We start from the raw sequence: 21,718 nt of genomic DNA on the forward strand, positions 1-21,718 counted from the left end.
AAAAAAGTAGAATGAAGAAAAAGTATTTGTATACTGCAATCATGCTTTTTGCCATTCTGGTGGCAGGAATGGGACTGACCGGATGGTACGTCAGCCAGACACAGGAACAGACGGATGGACAGGAACTGACGGTTGTGACTTCCTTTTATCCAATGTATATTGCGGCTGAGAATGTAATCGGAGATGCAGACGGAGTGCGTCTGGAAAATTTAAGTGAGCCGCAGACCGGCTGCCTGCATGATTTTCAGCTGACACCGGAAGATATGAAGTTACTCAGTACGGCGGATGTGTTTATCATCAATGGTGGTGGAATTGAAAGCTTTATGAAGGAAGTTGCAGAGGCTTACCCGAATCTGAAAATTATAGAAGCCTGTGAGAATATTTCTTTGCTCTCCGGGGAGGAGGACGATACACATCATCATGAGGGGGAAACAGAAGAAGAACATGCCCATGGGGATGTCAATGCCCACGCATGGATGAGCGTTTCTGCTTATGAGACACAGGTACAGACGATTGCCGATGGATTATCTGGAGCAGATCCGGAAAGAAGCAGTGCCTATCAGAATGGGGCAAAGGCATATCTGGAAAAACTGGACGGACTGAGAAAACGTCAGGAGAAATTAAAACAGGAAATTTCCGGTCAGTCGGTGATTCTGTTTCATGAAGCATATGCCTATGTCGCTGAGGACTATGGACTGCAGGTAAACTATCTGCTGGATCTCGATGAGGAACGGCAGGTCAGCGCAGGAGAAGTATCGGATGTGCTTTCTGCTGTCCGCAAGGGGCATGTAAAATACATTCTTGCAGAAGAACTGTATGGAAAGAGTATGGGAGATACGATCCGGAAAGAGTCCGATGCAAAGGTATTATATCTGGACCCGCTGAATCGCGGAACTTACGAAAAAGACAGTTATATTAACGGTATGAAAAAAAACATGGAGATACTTGAGGAGGCATTTTATGCGAAAGATCATTAGTCCGTGTGGATTTCATTGCATCAAGGTGAACCATCTGGGGGTGTGGTTCAGTGAGCAGGAAATCTTAAAAGATGTGAATCTTCATATGCACTGTGGATCGCTGAATGCGATTATCGGAAAAAACGGTGCCGGAAAATCGACATTGATCCGTGCCATGCTGGGGGACATCCCGCATACGGGAGATATTGAGTTTCGGGATACCAAAGACGGACGGATGCAGAATTTAAAAATCGGATATGTCCCGCAATCGATTAACATCGAAAAAAATACACCGGTCAGTGTCTATGACCTGCTGGCAAGCTATGAGTCGAGATATCCGGTGTTTCTGCCGAAAAACCGGAAATTATATGAAAAGATCAAAGCGCATCTGCGCATTTTTGAGGCAGAAGAACTGATCGACAAACAGGTTTGTAATCTGTCCGGAGGACAGCTGCAGAGAGTGCTTCTTGCACTGGCGGTGATGGATGAGCCGAATCTGCTGCTTTTGGATGAGCCGGTATCCGGAATTGACCAGAATGGCATGGAACTTTTTTTTAAAACGATGGATTATCTGAAAAAACATTATGATCTTGCGATTATTCTGATCTCACATGATCTGGATTACGTGGCAAGATATGCGGATCATGTAGTGCTTCTGGACAAGACGGTCCTCAGGCAGGGAACGGTAAAAGAAGTATACGAAAGTTCCGAATTTGAACGGATTTTTTCTGCGGGAAAAGAAGAAACATGGATAAAGGAGGATGAGACAAATGATTGATTGGACCTCCTGGATGGATTATGGTTTTATGAAGATGGCATTGGCCGCAATACTGATCATTACACCACTGTTTGGGCTGATGGGAACCATGATTGTCAATAAAAAAATGGCATATTTTTCGGATGCCCTGGGGCATTCCGCACTGACGGGAATTGCTGTAGGAGTGGTATGCGGAATTCCGGATACGAATATTTCCATGGTGATTTTTGCAGTTGTATTCGCGCTGCTGTTAAACAAAATCGGAAGCAGAAGTACCGTATCAACCGATACGATTATTTCGGTTTTTTCCTCCTGTTCGGTTGCGATTGGTCTGGCAATTCTGTCAAAAGGCGGAAATTTCAGTAAATATTCGAGTCTTTTAGTCGGGGATGTTCTGAGCATTACCAAAAAGGAAATCGGGTATCTTGTTATTATTTTTATCGTTACGATTTTGTTCTGGATCACCTGTTTTAACTGGCTGAATGCCATCTGTATTCACCGGGCACTGGCAAAGAGCAAGCGGATTCCGGTACAACTGATGGATTATGTTTTTGCGGTACTTGTAGCACTGATTGTCATGCTTTCCATCAAGTGGGTAGGTATTCTGATCATCAATGCATTGCTGATCCTTCCGGCGGCATCGAGCAGAAATCTGTCGGTAAATATGCGGGAATACCATGTCTTTTCGATAATTTTTTCCGTTTTCTCTGGCGTCATGGGGCTGATTCTGTCTTATTATACAAACGTTGCAACCGGCCCAATGATTGTAATTATCGCATCTGTGATCTATTTTGTGACTTATTTTTTCGGAAGAAAGTGGAAAGAATAACAGGGAGAATAGAATTTGACCGATTGTATTTTTTGTAGTACAATCGGTGTATACAAAATACTGAGGAAATACAAATGGATGAAATAACACTCAAAGCACTTGCAAAAATAAATCTGGGACTGGATGTGGTCCGGCGCAGGGAAGATGGATATCATGAAGTGCGCATGATCATGCAGACCATTCATCTGTACGATCTTCTGGAGATTCAAAAAATCCGGGAGCCGGAGATACAGATTGTTTCCAACCTCTCTTTTTTGCCGGTAAATGAAAATAATCTGGTCTATAAAGCGGCACGGCTGTTACAGGAAGAGTTTGCGCTTACAGATGGAATTTCCGTAAAACTGACAAAGAGAATTCCGGTAGCGGCGGGGATGGCAGGAGGAAGCACGGATGCTGCCGCCATGCTGTATGCGATGAATCAGTTGTATGATCTGGGATTGTCCCGCAGGGAACTGATGAAGAGAGGGGTACAGATCGGGGCAGATGTTCCTTACTGTCTTATGCGTGGAACGGCACTGGCAGAAGGAATCGGGGAAAAACTGACACAGCTTCCGCCGATGATCAAATGTCCGGTGCTGATTGCAAAACCATCCATTTCTGTATCGACCAAATTTGTATATCAGAACCTGAAGCTGGATGAACAGACGAACCATCCGGATATTGATGCACTGATGAAAGATATCCGGGAGAAAGATTTTGACGGTGTCTGTGCACATATGGGAAATGTACTGGAATCGGTTACGATACCAAACTATCCGGTAATTGCAGAGATCAAACAGCAGATGATGCGTTCGGGTGCCAAAGCTTCCATGATGAGCGGAAGCGGTCCTACCGTATTCGGTCTTTTTGAAGATGGAGAAACGGCAAAGCGTGCGCTGCGGGAAATGAAACGCTCCGGTCTTGCAAAACAGGTATATCTGACCACGATCTACAACAACAGGAGAAAGTAATAATTCACACAAACAGAAATGGAGACGATAACATGACAGATGATCTGACGCTCAATATGGACGCATATCTGCCACTGAGAGATGTTGTATTTAATACGTTAAGAGAGGCAATTTTAAAAGGAGATCTCAAACCGGGAGAGCGGCTTATGGAGTTACAGCTGGCAGCAAAGCTTGGGGTGAGCCGTACACCGATCCGTGAAGCCATCCGTATGCTCGAGCAGGAGGGACTTGCTGTAACCATGCCACGCAAAGGGGCAGAGGTTGCAAAGATGACACTCAAAGATATGGAAGATGTTCTGGAAATCCGGGAGGCGCTGGATGAACTTGCCGTAAAGATTGCATGTGATAAGATTTCGGAGAAAGAGCTGCAAAAACTTTTAGAAGTCAAAGATCAGTTTGAAAACAGTACAAAGACCGGAGATGTGAAAATGATTGCCGAGATGGATGTAAAATTCCACGATGTTATTTTTGAATCAACGGGAAATCCGAAACTCGTGACGTTATTGAACAATCTGCGGGAGCAGATCTACCGATACCGTGTGGAATATATCAAAAATCCGGACAATTATCCGGTATTGATCGCAGAACATAATGCGATTGCGGAGGGCTTGAAAAACAGGGATAAAGAAGCGGCAACGCTTGCCATGCACAAGCATGTAAAAAACCAGGCAGTGGCAGTAAAAAGTGTAATCCAGTGTCAGGATGAAGCAGAAAATGAATAGTTTATGTAACAGATGGAAATAGTAAGGACAGATACCTTTTGGTGTCTGTCTTTTTTTAGGTATACAGGCACCTTATGGGATGAAAAGAGATAGGAATGTAAAAATGGAGCATACAAAAATTTCGACCGATATTGAGCAGAATATAAAACAGTTTCAACAGCTGTTTGCAGACAGTGCAGATATTAAAATGAAGGAAATGCGTCTGGGAAAAGGAAAAAAAAGACGCTGTTTTCTGGCATATATTGAGGTGGCAGTCAGCAATATGCTGCTGGAAACGACGGCTTTGGGGAGACTGCTGGCGGCATTATCGGAGCTGCCGGACAGAGACTTAAATCAGGTACTCAATGAGAATGCGATGGGGATTTCAGATGTGACACCGTACGATACCATAGAGGATGCAGCACAGGGGATGCTCACAGGGGATGCCATCCTTTTTGTGGATGGATACGGACATGCATTAAAGATTGCCGACAAAGGATATCCCGGCATGGGGGTGCAGGAACCGGATTCGGAAAAAGTAATCCGCGGTTCGAAGGAGGGATTTACCGATTCCATCAAAACGAATACGGCACTTATCCGTAAGCGTGTGCGATCAACACGGGTTAAAGTAGAAGAAGTACAGGAGGGGGTGCGTTCGCACACGGCAATTGACCTGGTGTATATGGCAGATCTGAAATATGAATCCGTGCTGCGTCAGATCCGGGAAAAAATTACAGAATATGAGATTGACGGGGTCATGGACAGCGGAATCTTAGAGCAGCTGGCGGAAAAGAAATGGTATTCACCGTTTCCACAGTTTCAGACGACGCAGAGGCCGGACCGGGCAGCACTTGCAGTGCTGGAGGGGAGAATCGTATTGTTATGCGACAATTCTCCGGTCGCTCTCATTCTGCCGACAGACCTGAATTCTTTTCTGAAGACGAGTGATGACTATTATAATCGCTTTGGTGTGGCAACGTTTGCACGGATTTTGCGTTACATGGCAGCTTTTTTTGCCATGACACTTCCCGGACTGTATCTGGCGGTGACAAATTTTCACACACAGATTCTGCCGACACCGCTTTTGTTATCCTTCTGGGAGGCACGGATCGGTGTGCCTTTTCCGGCGGCACTGGAGGTCATTCTCATGGAGATTTCTTTTGAACTGTTGCGGGAGGCGGGGGTCCGGCTGCCGGGGGCAATGGGAAATACGATCGGAATTGTCGGAGGTCTGATTATCGGGCAGGCAGCTGTGGATGCCAACCTTGTCAGTCCGATTGTGGTGATCGTGGTTGCGTTTACCGCGCTTTGTTCCTTTTCCATTCCGAATGAAGAATTTGCTTTTTCATTCCGGATATTGAAATTTTATGTGATTGTCCTGTCCGCATGGCTTGGATTTTTCGGATTTTTGATTGCACTGCTTACGGTGTTCATCCATCTGTCGCGGCTGGAAAGCTTTGGGATTCCGTATCTCATGCCGTTTGTGGGGGCAGATGTCAATGATTATCATGATGAACGCGACAGTATCTGGCGTGCACCACTGAAAAAAATGGTGCGAAGACCCATTTATGCAAAACGTGGGGAGCGGATACGTCTGCGGAAAAAATAGGCTGAGTAAACAGTAACGGAGGAACGATATGTTTTCAAATAATAACCGGATATCAACGCGGCAGGTGTTCCGGCTGTTTGTGTTCGATTTTGTAGGGGAAAGTACGCTGATTCTGCCCTCACAGCTGGCGGCATTTGCGGGAAATGACGGTCTGGCATCCATTGTGCTGGGCGGCATTATGGGAAGCCTGTATCTGTGGTATCTTGCATATGTTTTAAAAAAGATGGAAACGGATCTGGTCACTTATATGGAACGGATTCTGCCGGCATGGATGAAAAAAATTTTTCTGGTGTTACTGCTGGTTTATTTTACCGGGATGGCAGGATACGGGGCATATATCTTTTCGGACGTGATACAAAAGGGGCTGATTGCAGGGGAGCCGTTTCCCCTGATTCTGATTCTGGTATTGCTGACGGCAGGATATGCCGTGTGTGGCGGGATTGAAAGCCGTGCACGGGTGTATGAGATTTTGTTTGTCGTTTTGTTTGTACTTCTTGCAGTAATGCTTTTGATTGCGGCGGGGGATCTGGAGATGGAATATCTGTATGGCTTTTTTCAGGCAGATACCGGGTCGGTGATGAAAGGAAGTCTGGCAGTCTTTTTTTGTCTGATGCCGTTGTTTCTGCTTGCATTTTTTCCCTCCTATGTGCAGAAAGCAAAATGGGGGAAGCTGGTGCATGCCGTGCATGCGGCAATGTGGTTTGCCATAGGTGTTCTTGCAGTTTTGTATGTGATCCTGCTGGGCAGTTTTGGAAGCCGTTCCCTAACGACCATGAAATATCCGGCAATTACGCTGATGAGCAGTATCCATCTGAGGGGAAGTTTTTTGAAGCGGCTGGATGCCTTTATGATCGCCATCTGGTTTTTTACGCTGTTTGCACTTGTGACTGTGTTTTTGTTTTATGCACAGGAACTGGTACAGAAACTGCGGAAAAAAGATACGCATAAAAAATGGTATCTCTGTGGGGTGATGGCTGCCGTTTTCGGGGTGGCAGAAATGCTCCACCAAAGCAGCCATGGGGAATGGTTCCGGGATTATCTGCTGTATATCGGAATCCCGTTGTTTTTGTTCCTGCCATTGTTTGTACTTTTGTGGGGAAAGGGGAAAAAACGGCATGAAGGGTAAAATAAAAAAATATGTTGCACTGGTATTGTCTGTGCAGCAGCTGCTTTGCGGATGCAGTGCCACAGAACTCGAAGACCGCTGTTTTCCAATGATGGCGGTTGTGGACGAAAAGGATGGACAGATTTTTTTTGGTTATGGATTTCCCAAGCTGAGCCAGAAGGATAATACGGATCTGGAAGAGGCGCGTGTGAATATCGCGCCTGTCACGGGAAAGACGATGGAAAGCTGTGTGCAGACCTATGATAGCGGGCTGGAAAAACTGGCAGACTGCAATCATATGAAAGTGCTTGTCTTCGGGGAAAATCTGATGGAGGATACCGGACGGTATGCGGATGTTCTTTCTTATCTGAAACAAACCGGACTTTTCCCAAGAAACATCTATGTATGTGTGGCGGAAGATCCATTGGCATTGTTTGAGACAGAAGAAGATCTGCCACAGGATCTGGGAAGTTATCTGGAACAGTATCTGCAGAATCAGGAATCAGCGGGATCAGGAAAACTGTTTAAGCTTGGCAGGCTGCTGGATGAGAAGGAAAACCATATCCTGCAGATTATGCTGCCATATCTGGAAACAGAAGACCATATCATCTTCTGGAAAACCATGTACCGCGTACCGGATGACAGGTTTTTGTATAAACAGGAAAAATAATGGAAATGCTCTTACTATCAGAGGAAAGAGAGTGTGGGAAAATGAAAAAGAAAAAAATCATGTTTATCATTTTATGTATGTTAACAGTTCTTGCTGCGGGAACTGCGCACGCAACAGAAAAGGAAAGGGTGGACCCACTGCAGCCGGCAATTGCAGAAAAAATACTGCGGTTTCATGTACTGGCAAACAGTGATGCCAAGGACGACCAGAATGTGAAACTAAAGGTCCGGGATGCGGTGGGGCATATGCTTGGGCAAAAACTAAAAAAGGTAACAGACCGGGCGCAAACCGAAAAAATTGTGCAGGACCATATGGACGAAATTATAGAAACAGCGGAAAAAACACTGCACAAAAACGGCTATACATATGGTGTCAGGGCAAGGCTTGCCAATGTGGATTTCCCTGTGAAAACGTATGGGGATTATACGTTTCCGGCAGGAAAATACCGTGCATTGCAGATAACGCTGGGAAAAGGAGAAGGACATAACTGGTGGTGTGTGCTGTATCCGAATATGTGTTTTCAGGGATCGGTATATGAAGTTGTGGATGAATCCTCCGAGGAGGCATTGCGTGAAGTTTTGACACAGGAAGAATATGCAGACGTGTTTGATTCTGGGAAAATGCAGATCCGGTGGAAATTCCTTGATTATTTCCGTTAAACTCGTTATGATAATGGGGCACGCCAATGTGCGTTAAGATATCAAGGAAAAGAAGGAAATGACTATGACAAAAGACGTATTATTGTCCATTAAGGGATTGCAGATCGGGGAAAATGAACAGAATGACACGATAGAAGTGATTTCTCCGGGAGATTATTATTTTCGGAATGGCAAGCATTTTTTTATGTATGAGGAAGTCATGGAAGGTCAGAAAGAATCTACCCGAAACATGATTAAGGTCAGGGACAATTATATGGAACTGACGAAAAAGGGTGCCGTCAACGTTCATATGATTTTTGAAAAAAATAAAAAGAATATTACATACTACAATACACCGTACGGCAGTCTGCTGGTGGGAATTGATGCCTACCGTGTGGATGTGCAGGAGAAAGAGGAAGAGATTACGGTTGAGGTGGAATATGCGCTGGAGATAAACAATGAGCATCTGGCGGACTGCCATATCCGGATTCTGGCAAATCCGAAACAGGACCCGGCATTCAAACTTGTCAGATAAACAGACGTAAGTAATGAATATGCACGAAAACAAACGAAAATGAACGAAAAAATTGTTAAATATTGTGAAAAAATGCTGAGTTGTGGTATAATGTAAAAAATGATAACAGAGGGGGAAATCATTATGAATACGGAACACAGGCAGCAGAAAATTTCTTTCTGGCATTCCATGAAAACGCAGTTTATTGCGGTAGTGATTCTTGTGGCGGCAGTGATTGTAATATTGTATACACTCATGATTATGCCTGGGGTAAAGAGCAATATCCGCAGTATCTATTCCAACTATCTGCTGGATCTTTCCATTTCGTATGGACGGGAGATGGAAAGTGCCATGCAGGTAAATATTGATCTTTTAGATAACCCGGAAGCTGCACAGGACATTTTACAGCAGATAGATGTCGCAGGAGCCAAGACAGCTTATGCCTATCTGGTTGGATTTGACGGAACGATGCTGTATCATCCTACCGCTGAGAAAATCGGGCAGCCGGTAGAAAACGAGGCTGTCAAAAAGATGCTCAAAGAGATACAGGGGGGAAGTATCCCAAAACCGGAGACTGTGCAGTATGTATTTCAGGGGGAGAAAAAATTTTCCGCATGTTATACCAGCAAAAAACAGTTTATCCTTGTAGTCACGGCGGATGATGCAGAGCTTCTTGCACCGGCATTAATGCTGGAGCAAAGGGGAATCCTGATTTCCGGTGTGCTGCTGTTGCTCGGGGCTTTGGCAGCGTTTGTTTTTGCAACACGGATTACACGTCCGTTATCAAAGATTACAGATTCCGTGAACCGGATTGCACAGCTGGATCTGCGAAACGATCAGGTACTGGAACAATGTGCCGCACATCGTGGGGAAGTCGGAAGCATTGCAAATGCCGTGCTTCGGATGAAAGAGGCTCTGACGGAAATTGTACAGAAGATACGGCAGCAGAGTGGACAGTTGTTTGATGCGTCGGAAACGTTAAACAATAACGCGGTAAAGACAGCAGGAAACGTAAATAATGTGGAGACCGCAGTAAATGAGATCGCAACCAGTGCAACCAGTCAGGCACAGGAGACACAGGGGGCAACCGAGTCCATTATTTCCATGGGTACGATGATTGAGGATTCTACAAGCCAGGTAAAATCCATGAACGAGACGGCAGATGTGATGAATGAGTCCGGACAGATAGCCAAAAAGGCACTGGAAGAACTGGGAGAAATCAATGAGAGGGCAACCGAGTCCATCAATGTGATTTATGAACAGACCAATACAACGAATGATTCTGCCTTGAAGATCAAGGATGCAACATCGCTGATTGCTTCCATTGCAGATGAAACCAATCTGCTGTCACTCAATGCTTCCATTGAGGCTGCCAGGGCAGGAGAGGCAGGAAAAGGTTTTGCGGTGGTGGCAGCACAGATCCAGAAGCTGGCAGAACAGTCCAACGAATCTGCCAAGCGGATTGAGGATATTATCCGTGAACTGCTGAAAGATTCCGAAACTGCAGTACATACGATGGAAGATGTGAAGAAAATCATGCAGGAGCAGAACGAAAAAGTGAAAAAGACGGCAGAAGTTTTTGAACAAATGCATGAAGGTGTCAATTTGTCCATCCATGGAATGGTATCCATAGAAGAACAGACACAAAAGATTGAGGATGCAAGAAATAAGATCGTAGATACGGTACAGAGTCTGTCGGCAATCGCAGAGGAAAATGCGGCAAGCACACAGGAGACTTCGGCTTCCATGATGGAAATTGGTTCGGTTATCAATGATATCAGCCAGAATGCAGAGAACCTTAAAAATATTGCAGAGGTTCTGGAAAGGAATATGCAGCTGTTTCAGATGGAAGAATCATGATTTGTGGAACAACGGTATAGAATCTGCATGAAAAGAAAAGGCTTATCTTCCCGGTGGGGAAGATAAGCCTTTTCCTGTTTTTTCCTGTAAACACATTATTTCTTTTTGCTGCTGGAACCGGATTTGGATTCTTTCAGCCGGGCATTGGCTTCATTGTACTTTTCCTGAAGCTTTGCACGGAATCCTTTTTTCTTTTTGACCGGTTTTTCCAGCGGTCCACGGAGTCCGCGTACGCCTGTGATATAAAGACCACTGACGGTTGCCTTGACTTCTTTCTTGACCGGAATGTCATCGTAGATCTGCTCGTCTGCGATCAGTGTCATGACTCTTGGTCCGACTTTGGCTTTTACGATTGGAAGTTTGGCGCGCTGCATGAGTTTGTTTGCCTGCTCCATTACCTGTGAAGGAAGGCCGGCATCTTTCATTTTCATTCGTTTTTTGTCGATGATCAGCATCGTCACTGTCTGTGCAGCGGCTTTCATCTGCTCATCCTGTTCTTCTTTTTTCTTCTGTGCTTTCTTTCCGAGAAAGTACAGGACAATCATAGCGGCTACCAGAATAATGGCAATCACTAATAATACGATTCCTATTGGTTTCATCGTGGATTTCCTCCTCTATATACTAAAATTTATTGTAGCAAAGATTTCTGTAAAAATCAACGTTTACTGTTTGTATTTTCTATGGATTTATGGTATGTTTAATTAGTTGTAAAAGGAAAGAAAGAAGGATTTTGGACATTATGAAGAAAAGAGTGGTTATACTTTTTTTGTGCATGACGATGGTATTATCCATGGGGGCATGTGGTACAGACAGTGATAAAAAGGCAAGTACCCAGCAGGGAACACAGGAGACGGCAAGTGAAGTGTTTGACGGACCGCACAGCGCACAGATGAAGCTGGATTTGTCAAAACTTGTGACGAAACTTGCAGATTATAAAGGGATTGATGTTACAATCTCCGGAAATTATGATGTGACAGATGATCAGGTGGAGCAGAATTTAATGTCGCTGCTTCCGTATTACGGAATCACCGGAGTTGAGGTAAAGGACCGTGATACCGTTCAAAAGGATGATTATGTCAAGGTGGATTATACCGGATATCTTGACGGGGATGCGTTTGATGGCGGTTCTGCGACAGACACAATGATTGATGTGGCGAACAACTGTGATGCCACACAGAAGACAAATTACATTGATGGATTCAGTGATGGGCTTGTCGGCGCAAAAGTCGGGGATGAAGTAAGTTCGGATGTGACATTCCCGGAGAATTACCAGTCTTCGGATCTGGCGGGAAAGAAAACAACGTTTAAATTCAAAATCAAGGGAATTTATAAGCCGGTTACCATGGACACGCTGACCGATGACATGGTAGCAGATGCATTTACCGAGCAGAAGATCACCACGAAAAAGGATCTGGTTGCATATGTACGGCAGGTATTGGAAAAGCAGGCCGCAAATTCCAAGTCTCAGGCAAGTATCAGCGCAGTTGAAGATGATCTGCTGGATAAATGTAAAGTGACGATTCCGGATGAGTATCTGGATGCGCGTCTGCAGGAATATCAGCATGAATTTGAAGCAGACAACTGCAATGATACACAGACTCTGGAACAGTATGCAAAGAATAACAATACCACCGTGGATGATATGAAAAAACAGTGGAAAGAACTGATGATCAAGCAGATCAAAATTGAATTTATCTTTGGACGGATTGCGGAAAAAGAAAATATTACAATCAGTGATGATGATTTTAAGTCATTTGTAGATTATCTGGTAAGTTCAGGCAACAGCCAGATGGCAGATGAAAATGCGGTATATAAATATTATGGTGGTGGAAATAAAGAGGATGGAAAGAAAACACTTCGTCAGCTGTATGTGGTCAATCAGGCGATTTCGTATGTTGTGGAGAAAGCCAATATTACCGTAAAACCGGATACACAGACGACAGAGTCATCGGAAAACTAAAGGGTTCAATAAAAACAACTAAGGGATAGATTAGATTTTTAACGGAGGGACAGTATGGAATTAGTAAATGTCAGAGAGATTTTCAAAAATACGATCAGATATGAAAATCAGCAGGTAACGATCGGCGGATGGGTAAGAAGTAACCGTAATTCCAAAAATTTTGGATTCATTGTAGTGAATGACGGCACCTTTTTTGAGCCGATTCAGGTTGTATATGGAGATGGTCTGGAGAATTATGAGGAAGTCTGCAAGATTAATGTCGGAGCAGCAGTCATTGTAAAAGGACAGCTGGTGCCTACGCCGGAAGCAAAACAGCCGTTTGAGATCCAGGCAGCAGAGGTAACCGTGGAAGGGGCTTCCACACCGGATTATCCGCTGCAGAAGAAGCGTCACACGTTTGAATATCTGCGTACCATTTCACATCTGCGTCCGAGAACCAATACGTTTGAGGCGGTGTTCCGTGTACGTTCCCTGTGTGCATATGCGATTCACAAATTTTTCCAGGAGCGCGATTTCGTTTATGTGCATACTCCGCTCATCACAGGAAGTGACTGCGAGGGTGCCGGGGAAATGTTCCAGGTAACAACGCTTGATTTAAAAGATGTGCCGAAAAAACAGGATAAAACCGTGGATTATACTAAGGATTTCTTTGGAAAACCTACCAATCTTACCGTATCCGGTCAGTTAAACGGAGAAACCTATGCGATGGCATTTAAAAATATTTATACGTTTGGACCGACTTTCCGTGCGGAAAATTCAAACACAACCAGACATGCGGCTGAGTTCTGGATGATTGAGCCGGAGATCGCATTCGCAGATCTCGAAGATGATATGATGCTTGCGGAAAGCATGTTAAAGTATGTGATCAATTATGTGATTGAACATGCACCGGAAGAAATGGCATTTTTCAATAATTTTGTGGACAAAGGACTGCTGGATCGTCTGGAGAACGTAGTAAACAATGATTTTGCACGGGTGACCTACACAGAAGCAATTAAGATATTGTCAAAACACAATGACAAGTTTGATTATAAGGTATCCTGGGGCTGTGATCTGCAGACCGAGCATGAGCGTTACCTGACCGAACAGATTTATAAGAGACCGGTATTTGTAACCGATTATCCGAAGGAAATCAAGGCATTTTACATGAAACTCAATGAAGACGGAAAGACAGTTGCAGCAGTAGACTGCCTTGTTCCGGGAATCGGAGAGATCATCGGCGGAAGCCAGAGAGAGGACGATTATGATAAACTTCTGGCACGTATTCAGGACATGGGGCTGAAAGAGGAAGATTACAAGTTTTATCTGGATCTGCGCAAATACGGATCAGCCAGACATGCCGGATTCGGTCTTGGATTTGAGCGCTGCGTGATGTATCTGACGGGTATGGCAAATATCCGCGATGTCATTCCGTTCCCTAGAACCGTAAATAACTGCGAACTGTAAAATGGAATAAAAGAGCCGTATTTCCCATAAACTCTAAGGAGGACAATTTCCGGAGAAGTATGTGTGGAGAATGGGCAGGAACAAATAAATAATAAAACAGGAAGAAACGTCGCAAAGTTTGCAGGCTGCTTTATAGGCACATGTCTGCTCTCCGCGGCGCTTTTTCTGTTATGGTGCGGGATTTCCTATTCCATGAGATTGTCGGTGGAACTGATCCGGGTGGGAATTACGGCATGGTATGCGCTTTCCGGTCTCATCGGTGGAAAAATCCTGCGCGCATGTAAATGTGGTGCCATACCTTTTTGCGCAGTTATGCTGGGAGGCTTTTTTTTCGGGATTCTGTATGTCTGTTCCTGCATACGGGAACAGCACTGGATTGCGCTGGAGGGAGAAAACCTGACGATTCTGATTTTGTGTACGGCAGCGGCACTGCTGGGAAGCGTGCGGTGGAAAAAGAAGTAAGGGCTGTGTGACTGTAAAAAAAGACTTTCCTTATGGTGACCACTGTGCTATAATAATACAGATAGACGGGAAATCCAAAAAAACAGACAAAGGAGAGATTCTCATGAAGCATGTAAAGACATTAAATACAAGAAAGTTACAGAACACAATCAAGACAGGTGGATGTGGCGAGTGCCAGACATCATGCCAGTCTGCATGTAAGACATCCTGTACAGTAGGAAACCAGACCTGCGAGAAGTGTAAGTAATCACGGAGTGATTACTTACACAGCCCGAACGCTAAGGTAAGAAAAATAAGGCATAATAAAGCCGCGTGCGTAGCGCGCGGTTTTATTATGTTTAGGAAAGAGAGGAAATATTATAGTGGTTCATCAGTTTAAGAACAATGGCTATGATATTGTATTAGACGTAAACTCCGGTGCCATTCATGTGGTGGATGATGTGACTTATGATGTGATCGCATTATTTGAAGATCACTCCAGGGAAGAGATCATTGCCCAGTTACAATCCCGGTATCCGGAACAGGAGATTGCAGAAGCAATCGAAGAAACAGAGCAGTTAAAGGAGCAGGGAGACCTGTTTACGGAAGATGCTTACGAACAGAAGATTTTTGATTTTAAGAAGCGCCCGACGGTAGTAAAGGCATTGTGTTTACATATTGCACATGACTGCAATCTGGCATGCCGCTATTGCTTTGCGGAAGAGGGCGAATATCATGGAAGAAGAGCCCTGATGTCTTATGAGACAGGAAAACAGGCACTTGATTTCCTGATTGCAAACTCCGGAAACCGGAAAAATCTTGAAGTGGATTTCTTCGGAGGAGAGCCACTCATGAATTTTGATGTGGTAAAACAGTTGGTTGCCTATGGACGGGAACAGGAAAAGCTGCATGACAAACATTTCCGTTTTACGCTGACAACGAACGGGGTGTTGTTAAACGACGATATCATGGAATTTGCAAATAAGGAAATGGACAATGTCGTTTTAAGTATCGATGGAAGAAAAGAAGTGAATGACCGTATGCGTCCGTTCCGGAAGGGGGCGGGAAGCTATGACCTGATCGTTCCGAAGTTCCAGAAACTTGCAGAAAGCCGGAATCAGGAGCGTTATTATGTCCGCGGTACCTATACCCATTTTAACACCGATTTTTCCAAGGATGTACTGCATCTGGCCGATCTGGGATTCAAGCAGATTTCTGTGGAGCCGGTTGTCGCACAGCCGACCGATGAATATGCACTGCAGGAAGAGGATCTTCCGGTTCTCTTTGAAGAATATGATAAACTGGCAGCGGAGATGGTCCGCCGTAACAGAGAAGGAAATTCTTTCAACTTCTTCCATTTCATGATTGATCTGGAAGGTGGACCTTGTGTGTACAAGCGTCTGTCCGGATGTGGTTCCGGAACGGAATACCTTGCAGTCACACCGTGGGGAGATCTGTATCCGTGCCACCAGTTCGTCGGAAATGAAGATTTTCTGATGGGAAATGTCTGGGATGGCGTGAAAAACACGAATCTGCAGGACGAGTTTAAATGCTGCAATGTCTATGCAAAAGAAAAGTGCCGTAAATGCTTTGCCAGATTTTACTGTAGTGGGGGATGTGCTGCAAATTCGTACAATTTCCACGGAACCATCACAGATGCTTATGATCTGGGATGTGAACTCCAGAAGAAACGTATTGAATGCGCAATCATGATAAAAGCTGCGGAAGCGGAAAATTAAAGGAATAGGAAGGAAGCAAACATGAAAAAAAGCAAGGGCGTCGCTATAATCGCGATTATCCTGGCCTGTCTGATCGGACTGGGATATTACACGAGCACGATTATGTCTGCGACAAGCACAAGTCAGAAAAAAACTGACAACAAGACGGAAGCCGAAGGTATTAAACTTGGTCTTGATCTTTCCGGTGGTGTGTCCATTACTTACCGGATCAAGGATAAGAATCCATCCAAGAAAGATATCAATGATACGGTAGCAAAGCTTGAAGAGCGTGCCGAGAGTTACAGTACCGAATATGCGGTATATCCGGTCGGCGATGACCGTATTACGGTAGAAATTCCTGGTGTCTATGATGCAAATGCCGTACTTGAGGATCTGGGAAGCCCGGGATCGCTGTATTTTATCGTACAGAAAGATTCGGACGGTAATGAAAACTACAGTTATGACAGTTCCACAGGGGAATACAAACTGAATTATGACATTCAGAATTTGGTTGACAATGGTTCTGTAATCATGGACGGTAATGATGTAAAGTCTGCCAATGCAGCGTATAACCAGTCTTCCTCTACCAGTACCAAGGAGCCGGTTGTTCAGCTGACATTAAAGAAAAAAGCAGCAGATGTGTTTGGAGAGGCAACCACAAAGGCAGCTTCTTCCGGAGAATCTATCGGTATTTACTATGATGATCATTTCATCAGTGTACCGAAAGTAGAGAGCGCAATCAAAGACGGAAGCTGTGTCATCAACGGTATGTCTGATTATGATGAAGCGGAACAGCTTGCAACATTTATTCGTGTAGGTGCGATCAACTTAAAGCTCGAAGAGATGGAATCTTCCGTAGCAGGGGCACAACTGGGTGGAAAAGCACTTTCTTCCAGTGTCAAGGCAGCCATCATCGGTCTGATCCTTGTGATGCTTTTCATGATCTTAAATTACAGCTTATCTGGTGTGGTTGCATCCATTGGTCTTGCCATTTATACAACCGTAACGGTAGCTCTGATTTATCTGTTTGAAATTACGCTGACACTTCCGGGTATCGCGGGTGTTATCCTTGGTATCGGTATGGCGGTGGATGCGAACGTTATTATTATCTCACGTATCCGTGAAGAGATTGCAGCCGGCAAGTCTGTACTGACTTCCATCAAAACAGGTTACAAAAAGGCAATGTCAGCCATCATTGACGGTAACGTGACCACCTTTATTGCAGCGCTGGTACTGATGTGGCTTGGTTCCGGAACTGTTAAGGGATTTGCATATACACTGATTATCTCCCTGATTGTTTCCATGTTCACTGCACTTGTCATTTCGAGACTGTTAAATCTGGCATTTTATGCGGTTGGATGCAGAAACGAGAAATTATACGGACGTGCAAAAGAACATAAGACCATCGATTTCATGAAGCATCGCTGGGTATGTTTTATTCTTTCCCTCGTTGTGATCGTAGCCGGATTTGTTGGAATGATCGGTTACGGAGCAGCCGGAAAGGGCGCTTTGAATTTCAGTCTGGAGTTTAAGGGTGGTACATCCATCTCCGCAGATTTTGGTAAAGATTATACCGTTGAGCAGGTAGAGGACAAGATTGTACCGGAAGTCGCAAAGGTTATCAATGATAATGCCATCCAGGCAAGTACCGTATCCGGCAGCAATGTTGTGACAATTAAGACAAAGACACTGAGCCTGAGCGAACGTGAAGAAGTAAATCAGATGCTGGTGGACAAGTTTGGTGTTGATGAAGCCACAATCGAGAGCCAGAGTATTGGTTCTACCATCAGTAATGAGATGCGTTCCAATGCGGTCAAGGCACTGATCGTTGCATGTATTTTCATGCTGTTTTATATCTGGTTCCGTTTCAAGGACATCCGTTTCGCCGGAAGTGCGATTATTGCACTGGTACACGATGTACTTGTTATGTTGACGGGTTATGCATTGATCCGTATTTCTGTAGGTAATACATTTATTGCCTGCATACTTACAATTGTCGGATATTCCATCAATGATACCATTGTTATCTTTGACCGTATCCGTGAGAACATGCAGGGTATGAAGAAACAGACACCGGAAACACTGGCAGAGGTGGCAAACCGGTCTCTGACACAGACACTTTCCCGTTCACTGAATACCTCCATTACAACCATCATCATGGTATTGCTGCTGTTTATCCTCGGAGTATCTTCCATCCGTGAGTTTGCATTACCGCTTATGATTGGACTGATCAGTGGTACGTATTCTTCCATCTTTATTGCAGCTGCATTATGGTATGTCATGAAACTGCATCTTGGCAAGGACAAATTGTTAAAACCAGCAGTAGCAAAGACAAAAAAGAAATAAATATTAAAAAACAGGGGAGCTGCACGGCAGCTCCCGTTTGTTTTCTAAGGAGTGGAATGGTTGCATTGCACCGAAGAATTCGGTATAATGGGGAAAAAGAGTTGAAAAGGAGAATATTATGTACACACTGGAAGATATACAGGCAGTAGATCCTGAAATTGCAGCAGCGATCACTGCAGAGTTTGACAGACAAAACAGCCACATTGAGCTGATCGCATCGGAAAACTGGGTGAGCCCGGCGGTTATGTCTGCAATGGGAAGTATTCTGACCAACAAATATGCAGAAGGTTATCCGGGAAAGCGTTATTACGGTGGATGTGAGTGCGTGGATGTAGTTGAGGAACTGGCAAGAGAACGCGCAAAGAAACTGTTTGGCTGTGAGTACGTCAATGTACAGCCGCATTCCGGTGCACAGGCAAACATGGCAGTACAGTTTGCTATTTTAAAGCCGGGTGATACCATTATGGGAATGAATCTCGATCACGGCGGACATCTGACACACGGTTCACCGGTGAATTTTTCCGGTACGTATTTCCATGTAGTACCTTATGGAGTCAACGATGAGGGATTTATTGACTATGATAAAGTAAGAGAGATTGCACTTGAGTGTAAGCCAAAGATGATCATTGCAGGTGCATCTGCATATGCACGTACTATTGACTTTAAGAAATTCCGTGAGATCGCAGACGAAGTGAATGCGGTGCTTATGGTAGATATGGCGCACATCGCAGGACTGGTAGCCGCAGGGCTGCATCCAAGCCCGATTCCATACGCAGATGTGGTAACCACTACAACACACAAGACACTGCGCGGACCTCGTGGAGGAATGATCCTCTGCAGTGATGAGGTAAACAAAAAGTATAATTTCAATAAAGCTATCTTCCCGGGAACACAGGGAGGACCGCTGATGCATGTGATTGCTGCAAAAGCAGTCTGCTTTGAGGAGGCATTAAAGCCGGAATTTAAGACGTATCAGGAGCAGATTATAAAGAATGCACAGGCACTTTGCAAAGGATTACAGAAGCGTGATGTCAAGATTGTATCCGGAGGAACAGATAACCATCTGATGCTGGTGGATCTGACACCATATGACCTGACCGGAAAAGTTGTTGAGAAACTTCTTGACAGTGCGCATATCACTGCCAATAAGAATACGATTCCAAACGATCCGCAGAAACCATTTGTTACAAGCGGAATCCGTCTTGGAACACCTGCGGCTACATCCAGAGGATTAAAAGAGGACGATTTTGATCAGGTAGCTGAGGCAATTGCCATGCTCATCAAAGAGGGAGAGCCGGCTGTTGAGAAGGCAAAAGCCATCATTAAAACACTGACCGATAAATATCCGCTGCAGCCGATGCATTAATTAGGAGGAACCATGATAGATTTAAAATTTTTAAGAGAAAATCCGGATGTTGTAAAAGAAAACATCAAAAAGAAATTTCAGGATCATAAGCTTCCACTCGTGGATGAGGTAATAGAACTGGATGCAAAGGCCCGGGCTGCGCAGTCCGAGGCAGATGAGCTGCGTGCTAGCCGTAATAAACTTTCCAAGCAGATTGGTGCCTTAATGGGACAGGGAAAGAAAGATGAAGCAGAAGAAGTCAAAGCACAGGTAGCTGCAAATGCTGCCCGTTTGTCTGAGTTAGAGGCACAGGAGAAGGAACTTTCCGAGAAAGTGACAAAGATCATGATGACGATTCCAAATATCATTGATCCATCCGTACCGATTGGAAAGGATGACAGCTGCAACGTGGAGATCGAAAAATTCGGTGATCCATATGTTCCGGATTTCGAAATCCCATATCATACGGATATTATGGAGCGTTTTGACGGAATTGATCTCGATGCTGCCGGAAAGGTTGCCGGAAACGGATTTTATTACCTGATGGGGGATATCGCAAGAATTCATTCTTCGGTAATCGCTTATGCAAGGGATTTCATGATCAACCGCGGATTTACTTACTGTGTTCCGCCATTTATGATCCGTTCCAACGTTGTGACCGGTGTTATGAGTTTTGACGAGATGGATGCCATGATGTACAAGATCGAGGGGGAGGATCTCTATCTGATCGGCACATCCGAACATTCCATGATCGGTAAATTCATTGATACCATCAACGATGAGGAGAAGCTTCCATATACACTGACCAGTTATTCCCCATGTTTCCGTAAGGAAAAGGGAGCACATGGTATTGAGGAGCGTGGTGTTTACCGTATCCACCAGTTCGAAAAGCAGGAGATGATTGTGGTATGTAAGCCGGAAGAATCCAAAGCATGGTATGACAAGCTCTGGAAGAATACGGTAGATCTGTTCCGCAGTCTGGATATTCCGGTTCGTACCCTGGAGTGCTGTTCCGGTGATCTGGCAGATCTGAAAGTGAAATCCTGTGATGTCGAGGCATGGTCTCCGCGTCAGAAGAAATACTTTGAGGTAGGAAGCTGCTCCAATCTGGGAGATGCTCAGGCAAGACGTCTGAAGATCCGCATAAAGGGAAAAGATGGCAGGAAGTATTTTGCACATACCTTAAACAATACCGTTGTTGCTCCGCCACGTATGCTGATCGCATTTCTGGAGAATAATCTGAACGAAGACGGAAGCGTAAACATTCCGAAAGCATTACAGCCATATATGGGAGGAATTGAGAAAATCGTTCCAAAACATGAATAGGAGGCAGTCCTATGGGAGATATAAATAAGATGGAAGAAGAATGTACCCATAATTGCATGACCTGTGGGCATGGCTGTGCAGAAGGCAGTGATGGTGTGGGAAAATTCGAAAAAGCCCTGAATAAACTTAGTGATATTGATGCCGGGGAGCTGTTGAAAGGATTACAGTCGCTGGGAGAATCAGACAATCAATAATTGAAAACGATAAAAAAAGCACCGTATGAAATTACCTAAAAAGTCTTTTTGTACGGTGCTTTTTTGTTGAAATTGTACATTTTCGTTGCTTTTCGTCAGAAAGAGAGCGATAATAAAAGAAAAAAACAAGAAGAATCAATTTGGGTAGGAGAGGGTATGAAAGAAGTATTAAAAAGAGGAATGCTGAAATTTGAGAACAGCTTTTTTTCCCATGTCGTCCGATGTGCATTGGGAATGATAATCCCACTTGTTTTGACAGGGGGGATTTCCTGTGCTGTCCGTGATTTTCCGGTCGCCCCGTACCAGATGTTTCTGACGCAGGGGGGGTGGGAGATGGTTTTATGATTTCCTTA

At 44.5% G+C, this 21,718-nt stretch carries 22 protein-coding genes; 21 read left to right on the plus strand and 1 reads right to left on the minus strand.

Annotated elements, in window-relative coordinates:
* Positions 1-11: 11 nt before the first annotated feature.
* The 11 genes from M72_RS04185 to M72_RS04235 all read left to right on the plus strand — a co-directional run bounded on the left by M72_RS04185 (position 12) and on the right by M72_RS04235 (position 10,589).
* Entirely contained in the window at positions 12-977 is a 966-nt protein-coding gene (locus M72_RS04185; protein ID WP_055067302.1) for a metal ABC transporter substrate-binding protein, read from the plus strand.
* Positions 961-1,734: a metal ABC transporter ATP-binding protein gene (locus M72_RS04190; RefSeq protein WP_055067303.1), complete on the plus strand. Its 774-nt coding sequence runs from the start codon at positions 961-963 to the stop codon at positions 1,732-1,734. Before M72_RS04185 ends, M72_RS04190 begins: the two co-directional genes overlap by 17 nt.
* Positions 1,727-2,542: a metal ABC transporter permease gene (locus tag M72_RS04195; protein WP_022046247.1), complete on the plus strand. Its 816-nt coding sequence runs from the start codon at positions 1,727-1,729 to the stop codon at positions 2,540-2,542. The genes M72_RS04190 and M72_RS04195 overlap by 8 nt, the downstream gene beginning before the upstream one ends.
* A 74-nt stretch (positions 2,543-2,616) precedes the next feature.
* Positions 2,617-3,492 carry a 4-(cytidine 5'-diphospho)-2-C-methyl-D-erythritol kinase gene (gene ispE / locus M72_RS04200; RefSeq protein WP_022046248.1) on the plus strand — a complete coding sequence of 292 codons (876 nt, stop codon included), beginning with the start codon at positions 2,617-2,619 and terminating at the stop codon, positions 3,490-3,492.
* A gap of 32 nt (positions 3,493-3,524) precedes the next feature.
* A complete protein-coding gene (locus M72_RS04205) occupies positions 3,525-4,214 on the plus strand; it encodes a GntR family transcriptional regulator (protein WP_022046249.1) in 690 nt (229 codons plus the stop codon).
* 103 nt (positions 4,215-4,317) lie between these two features.
* Positions 4,318-5,802, plus strand: coding sequence for a spore germination protein (locus M72_RS04210; protein WP_055067304.1), 1,485 nt, complete (start codon positions 4,318-4,320; stop codon positions 5,800-5,802).
* Positions 5,803-5,830: 28 nt separating this feature from the next.
* Complete coding sequence (locus tag M72_RS04215; protein WP_055067305.1) at positions 5,831-6,928, plus strand: GerAB/ArcD/ProY family transporter; 1,098 nt, start codon at positions 5,831-5,833, stop codon at positions 6,926-6,928.
* Complete coding sequence (locus tag M72_RS04220) at positions 6,918-7,577, plus strand: Ger(x)C family spore germination protein (RefSeq protein WP_055067306.1); 660 nt, start codon at positions 6,918-6,920, stop codon at positions 7,575-7,577. Before M72_RS04215 ends, M72_RS04220 begins: the two co-directional genes overlap by 11 nt.
* Positions 7,578-7,618: 41 nt before the next feature.
* The gene (gene spoIIR / locus M72_RS04225; RefSeq protein ID WP_055067307.1) at positions 7,619-8,236 is read left to right on the plus strand and encodes a stage II sporulation protein R; all 618 of its coding nucleotides are present in this window, start codon (positions 7,619-7,621) and stop codon (positions 8,234-8,236) included.
* Positions 8,237-8,300: 64 nt separating this feature from the next.
* Entirely contained in the window at positions 8,301-8,750 is a 450-nt protein-coding gene (locus M72_RS04230) for a YwiB family protein (RefSeq protein ID WP_055067308.1), read from the plus strand.
* Between the two features lie 123 nt (positions 8,751-8,873).
* Entirely contained in the window at positions 8,874-10,589 is a 1,716-nt protein-coding gene (locus tag M72_RS04235; protein WP_055067309.1) for a methyl-accepting chemotaxis protein, read from the plus strand.
* A gap of 95 nt (positions 10,590-10,684) precedes the next feature.
* Here the strand turns inward: M72_RS04235 and M72_RS04240 are convergent, their stop codons facing one another.
* On the minus strand, positions 10,685-11,188 hold the full coding sequence (locus tag M72_RS04240) for a hypothetical protein (protein WP_055067310.1): 504 nt from the start codon (positions 11,186-11,188) through the stop codon (positions 10,685-10,687).
* A 173-nt stretch (positions 11,189-11,361) separates the two neighbouring features.
* Here M72_RS04240 and M72_RS04245 point away from each other — a divergent pair, with 173 nt between their 5' ends.
* The 10 genes from M72_RS04245 (at position 11,362) to M72_RS04290 (ending at position 21,710) form a co-directional block, all read left to right on the plus strand.
* Positions 11,362-12,549 carry an FKBP-type peptidyl-prolyl cis-trans isomerase gene (locus M72_RS04245; protein ID WP_206541802.1) on the plus strand — a complete coding sequence of 396 codons (1,188 nt, stop codon included), beginning with the start codon at positions 11,362-11,364 and terminating at the stop codon, positions 12,547-12,549.
* A 54-nt stretch (positions 12,550-12,603) separates the two neighbouring features.
* Complete coding sequence (gene asnS, locus M72_RS04250; protein ID WP_022046258.1) at positions 12,604-13,995, plus strand: asparagine--tRNA ligase; 1,392 nt, start codon at positions 12,604-12,606, stop codon at positions 13,993-13,995.
* A gap of 63 nt (positions 13,996-14,058) precedes the next feature.
* Entirely contained in the window at positions 14,059-14,457 is a 399-nt protein-coding gene (locus M72_RS04255) for a hypothetical protein (RefSeq protein ID WP_022046259.1), read from the plus strand.
* Positions 14,458-14,560: 103 nt separating this feature from the next.
* Positions 14,561-14,704 (plus strand): six-cysteine ranthipeptide SCIFF, encoded by a 144-nt coding sequence (scfA, locus tag M72_RS04260; RefSeq protein ID WP_022046260.1) that lies wholly within the window; start codon positions 14,561-14,563, stop codon positions 14,702-14,704.
* A 115-nt stretch (positions 14,705-14,819) separates the two neighbouring features.
* Positions 14,820-16,175 (plus strand): thioether cross-link-forming SCIFF peptide maturase, encoded by a 1,356-nt coding sequence (gene scfB / locus M72_RS04265; RefSeq protein WP_022046261.1) that lies wholly within the window; start codon positions 14,820-14,822, stop codon positions 16,173-16,175.
* A gap of 21 nt (positions 16,176-16,196) precedes the next feature.
* A complete protein-coding gene (locus tag M72_RS04270; RefSeq protein ID WP_055067312.1) occupies positions 16,197-18,500 on the plus strand; it encodes a protein translocase subunit SecDF in 2,304 nt (767 codons plus the stop codon).
* Positions 18,501-18,618: 118 nt separating this feature from the next.
* Positions 18,619-19,866 carry a serine hydroxymethyltransferase gene (gene glyA, locus M72_RS04275; RefSeq protein ID WP_055067313.1) on the plus strand — a complete coding sequence of 416 codons (1,248 nt, stop codon included), beginning with the start codon at positions 18,619-18,621 and terminating at the stop codon, positions 19,864-19,866.
* 12 nt (positions 19,867-19,878) lie between these two features.
* Positions 19,879-21,171, plus strand: coding sequence for a serine--tRNA ligase (gene serS / locus M72_RS04280; RefSeq protein WP_022046264.1), 1,293 nt, complete (start codon positions 19,879-19,881; stop codon positions 21,169-21,171).
* 11 nt (positions 21,172-21,182) lie between these two features.
* Complete coding sequence (locus tag M72_RS04285; RefSeq protein WP_022046265.1) at positions 21,183-21,365, plus strand: hypothetical protein; 183 nt, start codon at positions 21,183-21,185, stop codon at positions 21,363-21,365.
* 156 nt (positions 21,366-21,521) lie between these two features.
* Positions 21,522-21,710 (plus strand): hypothetical protein, encoded by a 189-nt coding sequence (locus tag M72_RS04290; RefSeq protein ID WP_055067314.1) that lies wholly within the window; start codon positions 21,522-21,524, stop codon positions 21,708-21,710.
* Positions 21,711-21,718: the final 8 nt, after the last annotated feature.

Source organism: Roseburia faecis (genome assembly GCF_001406815.1).
GTDB classification, from domain to species: domain Bacteria; phylum Bacillota; class Clostridia; order Lachnospirales; family Lachnospiraceae; genus Roseburia; species Roseburia faecis.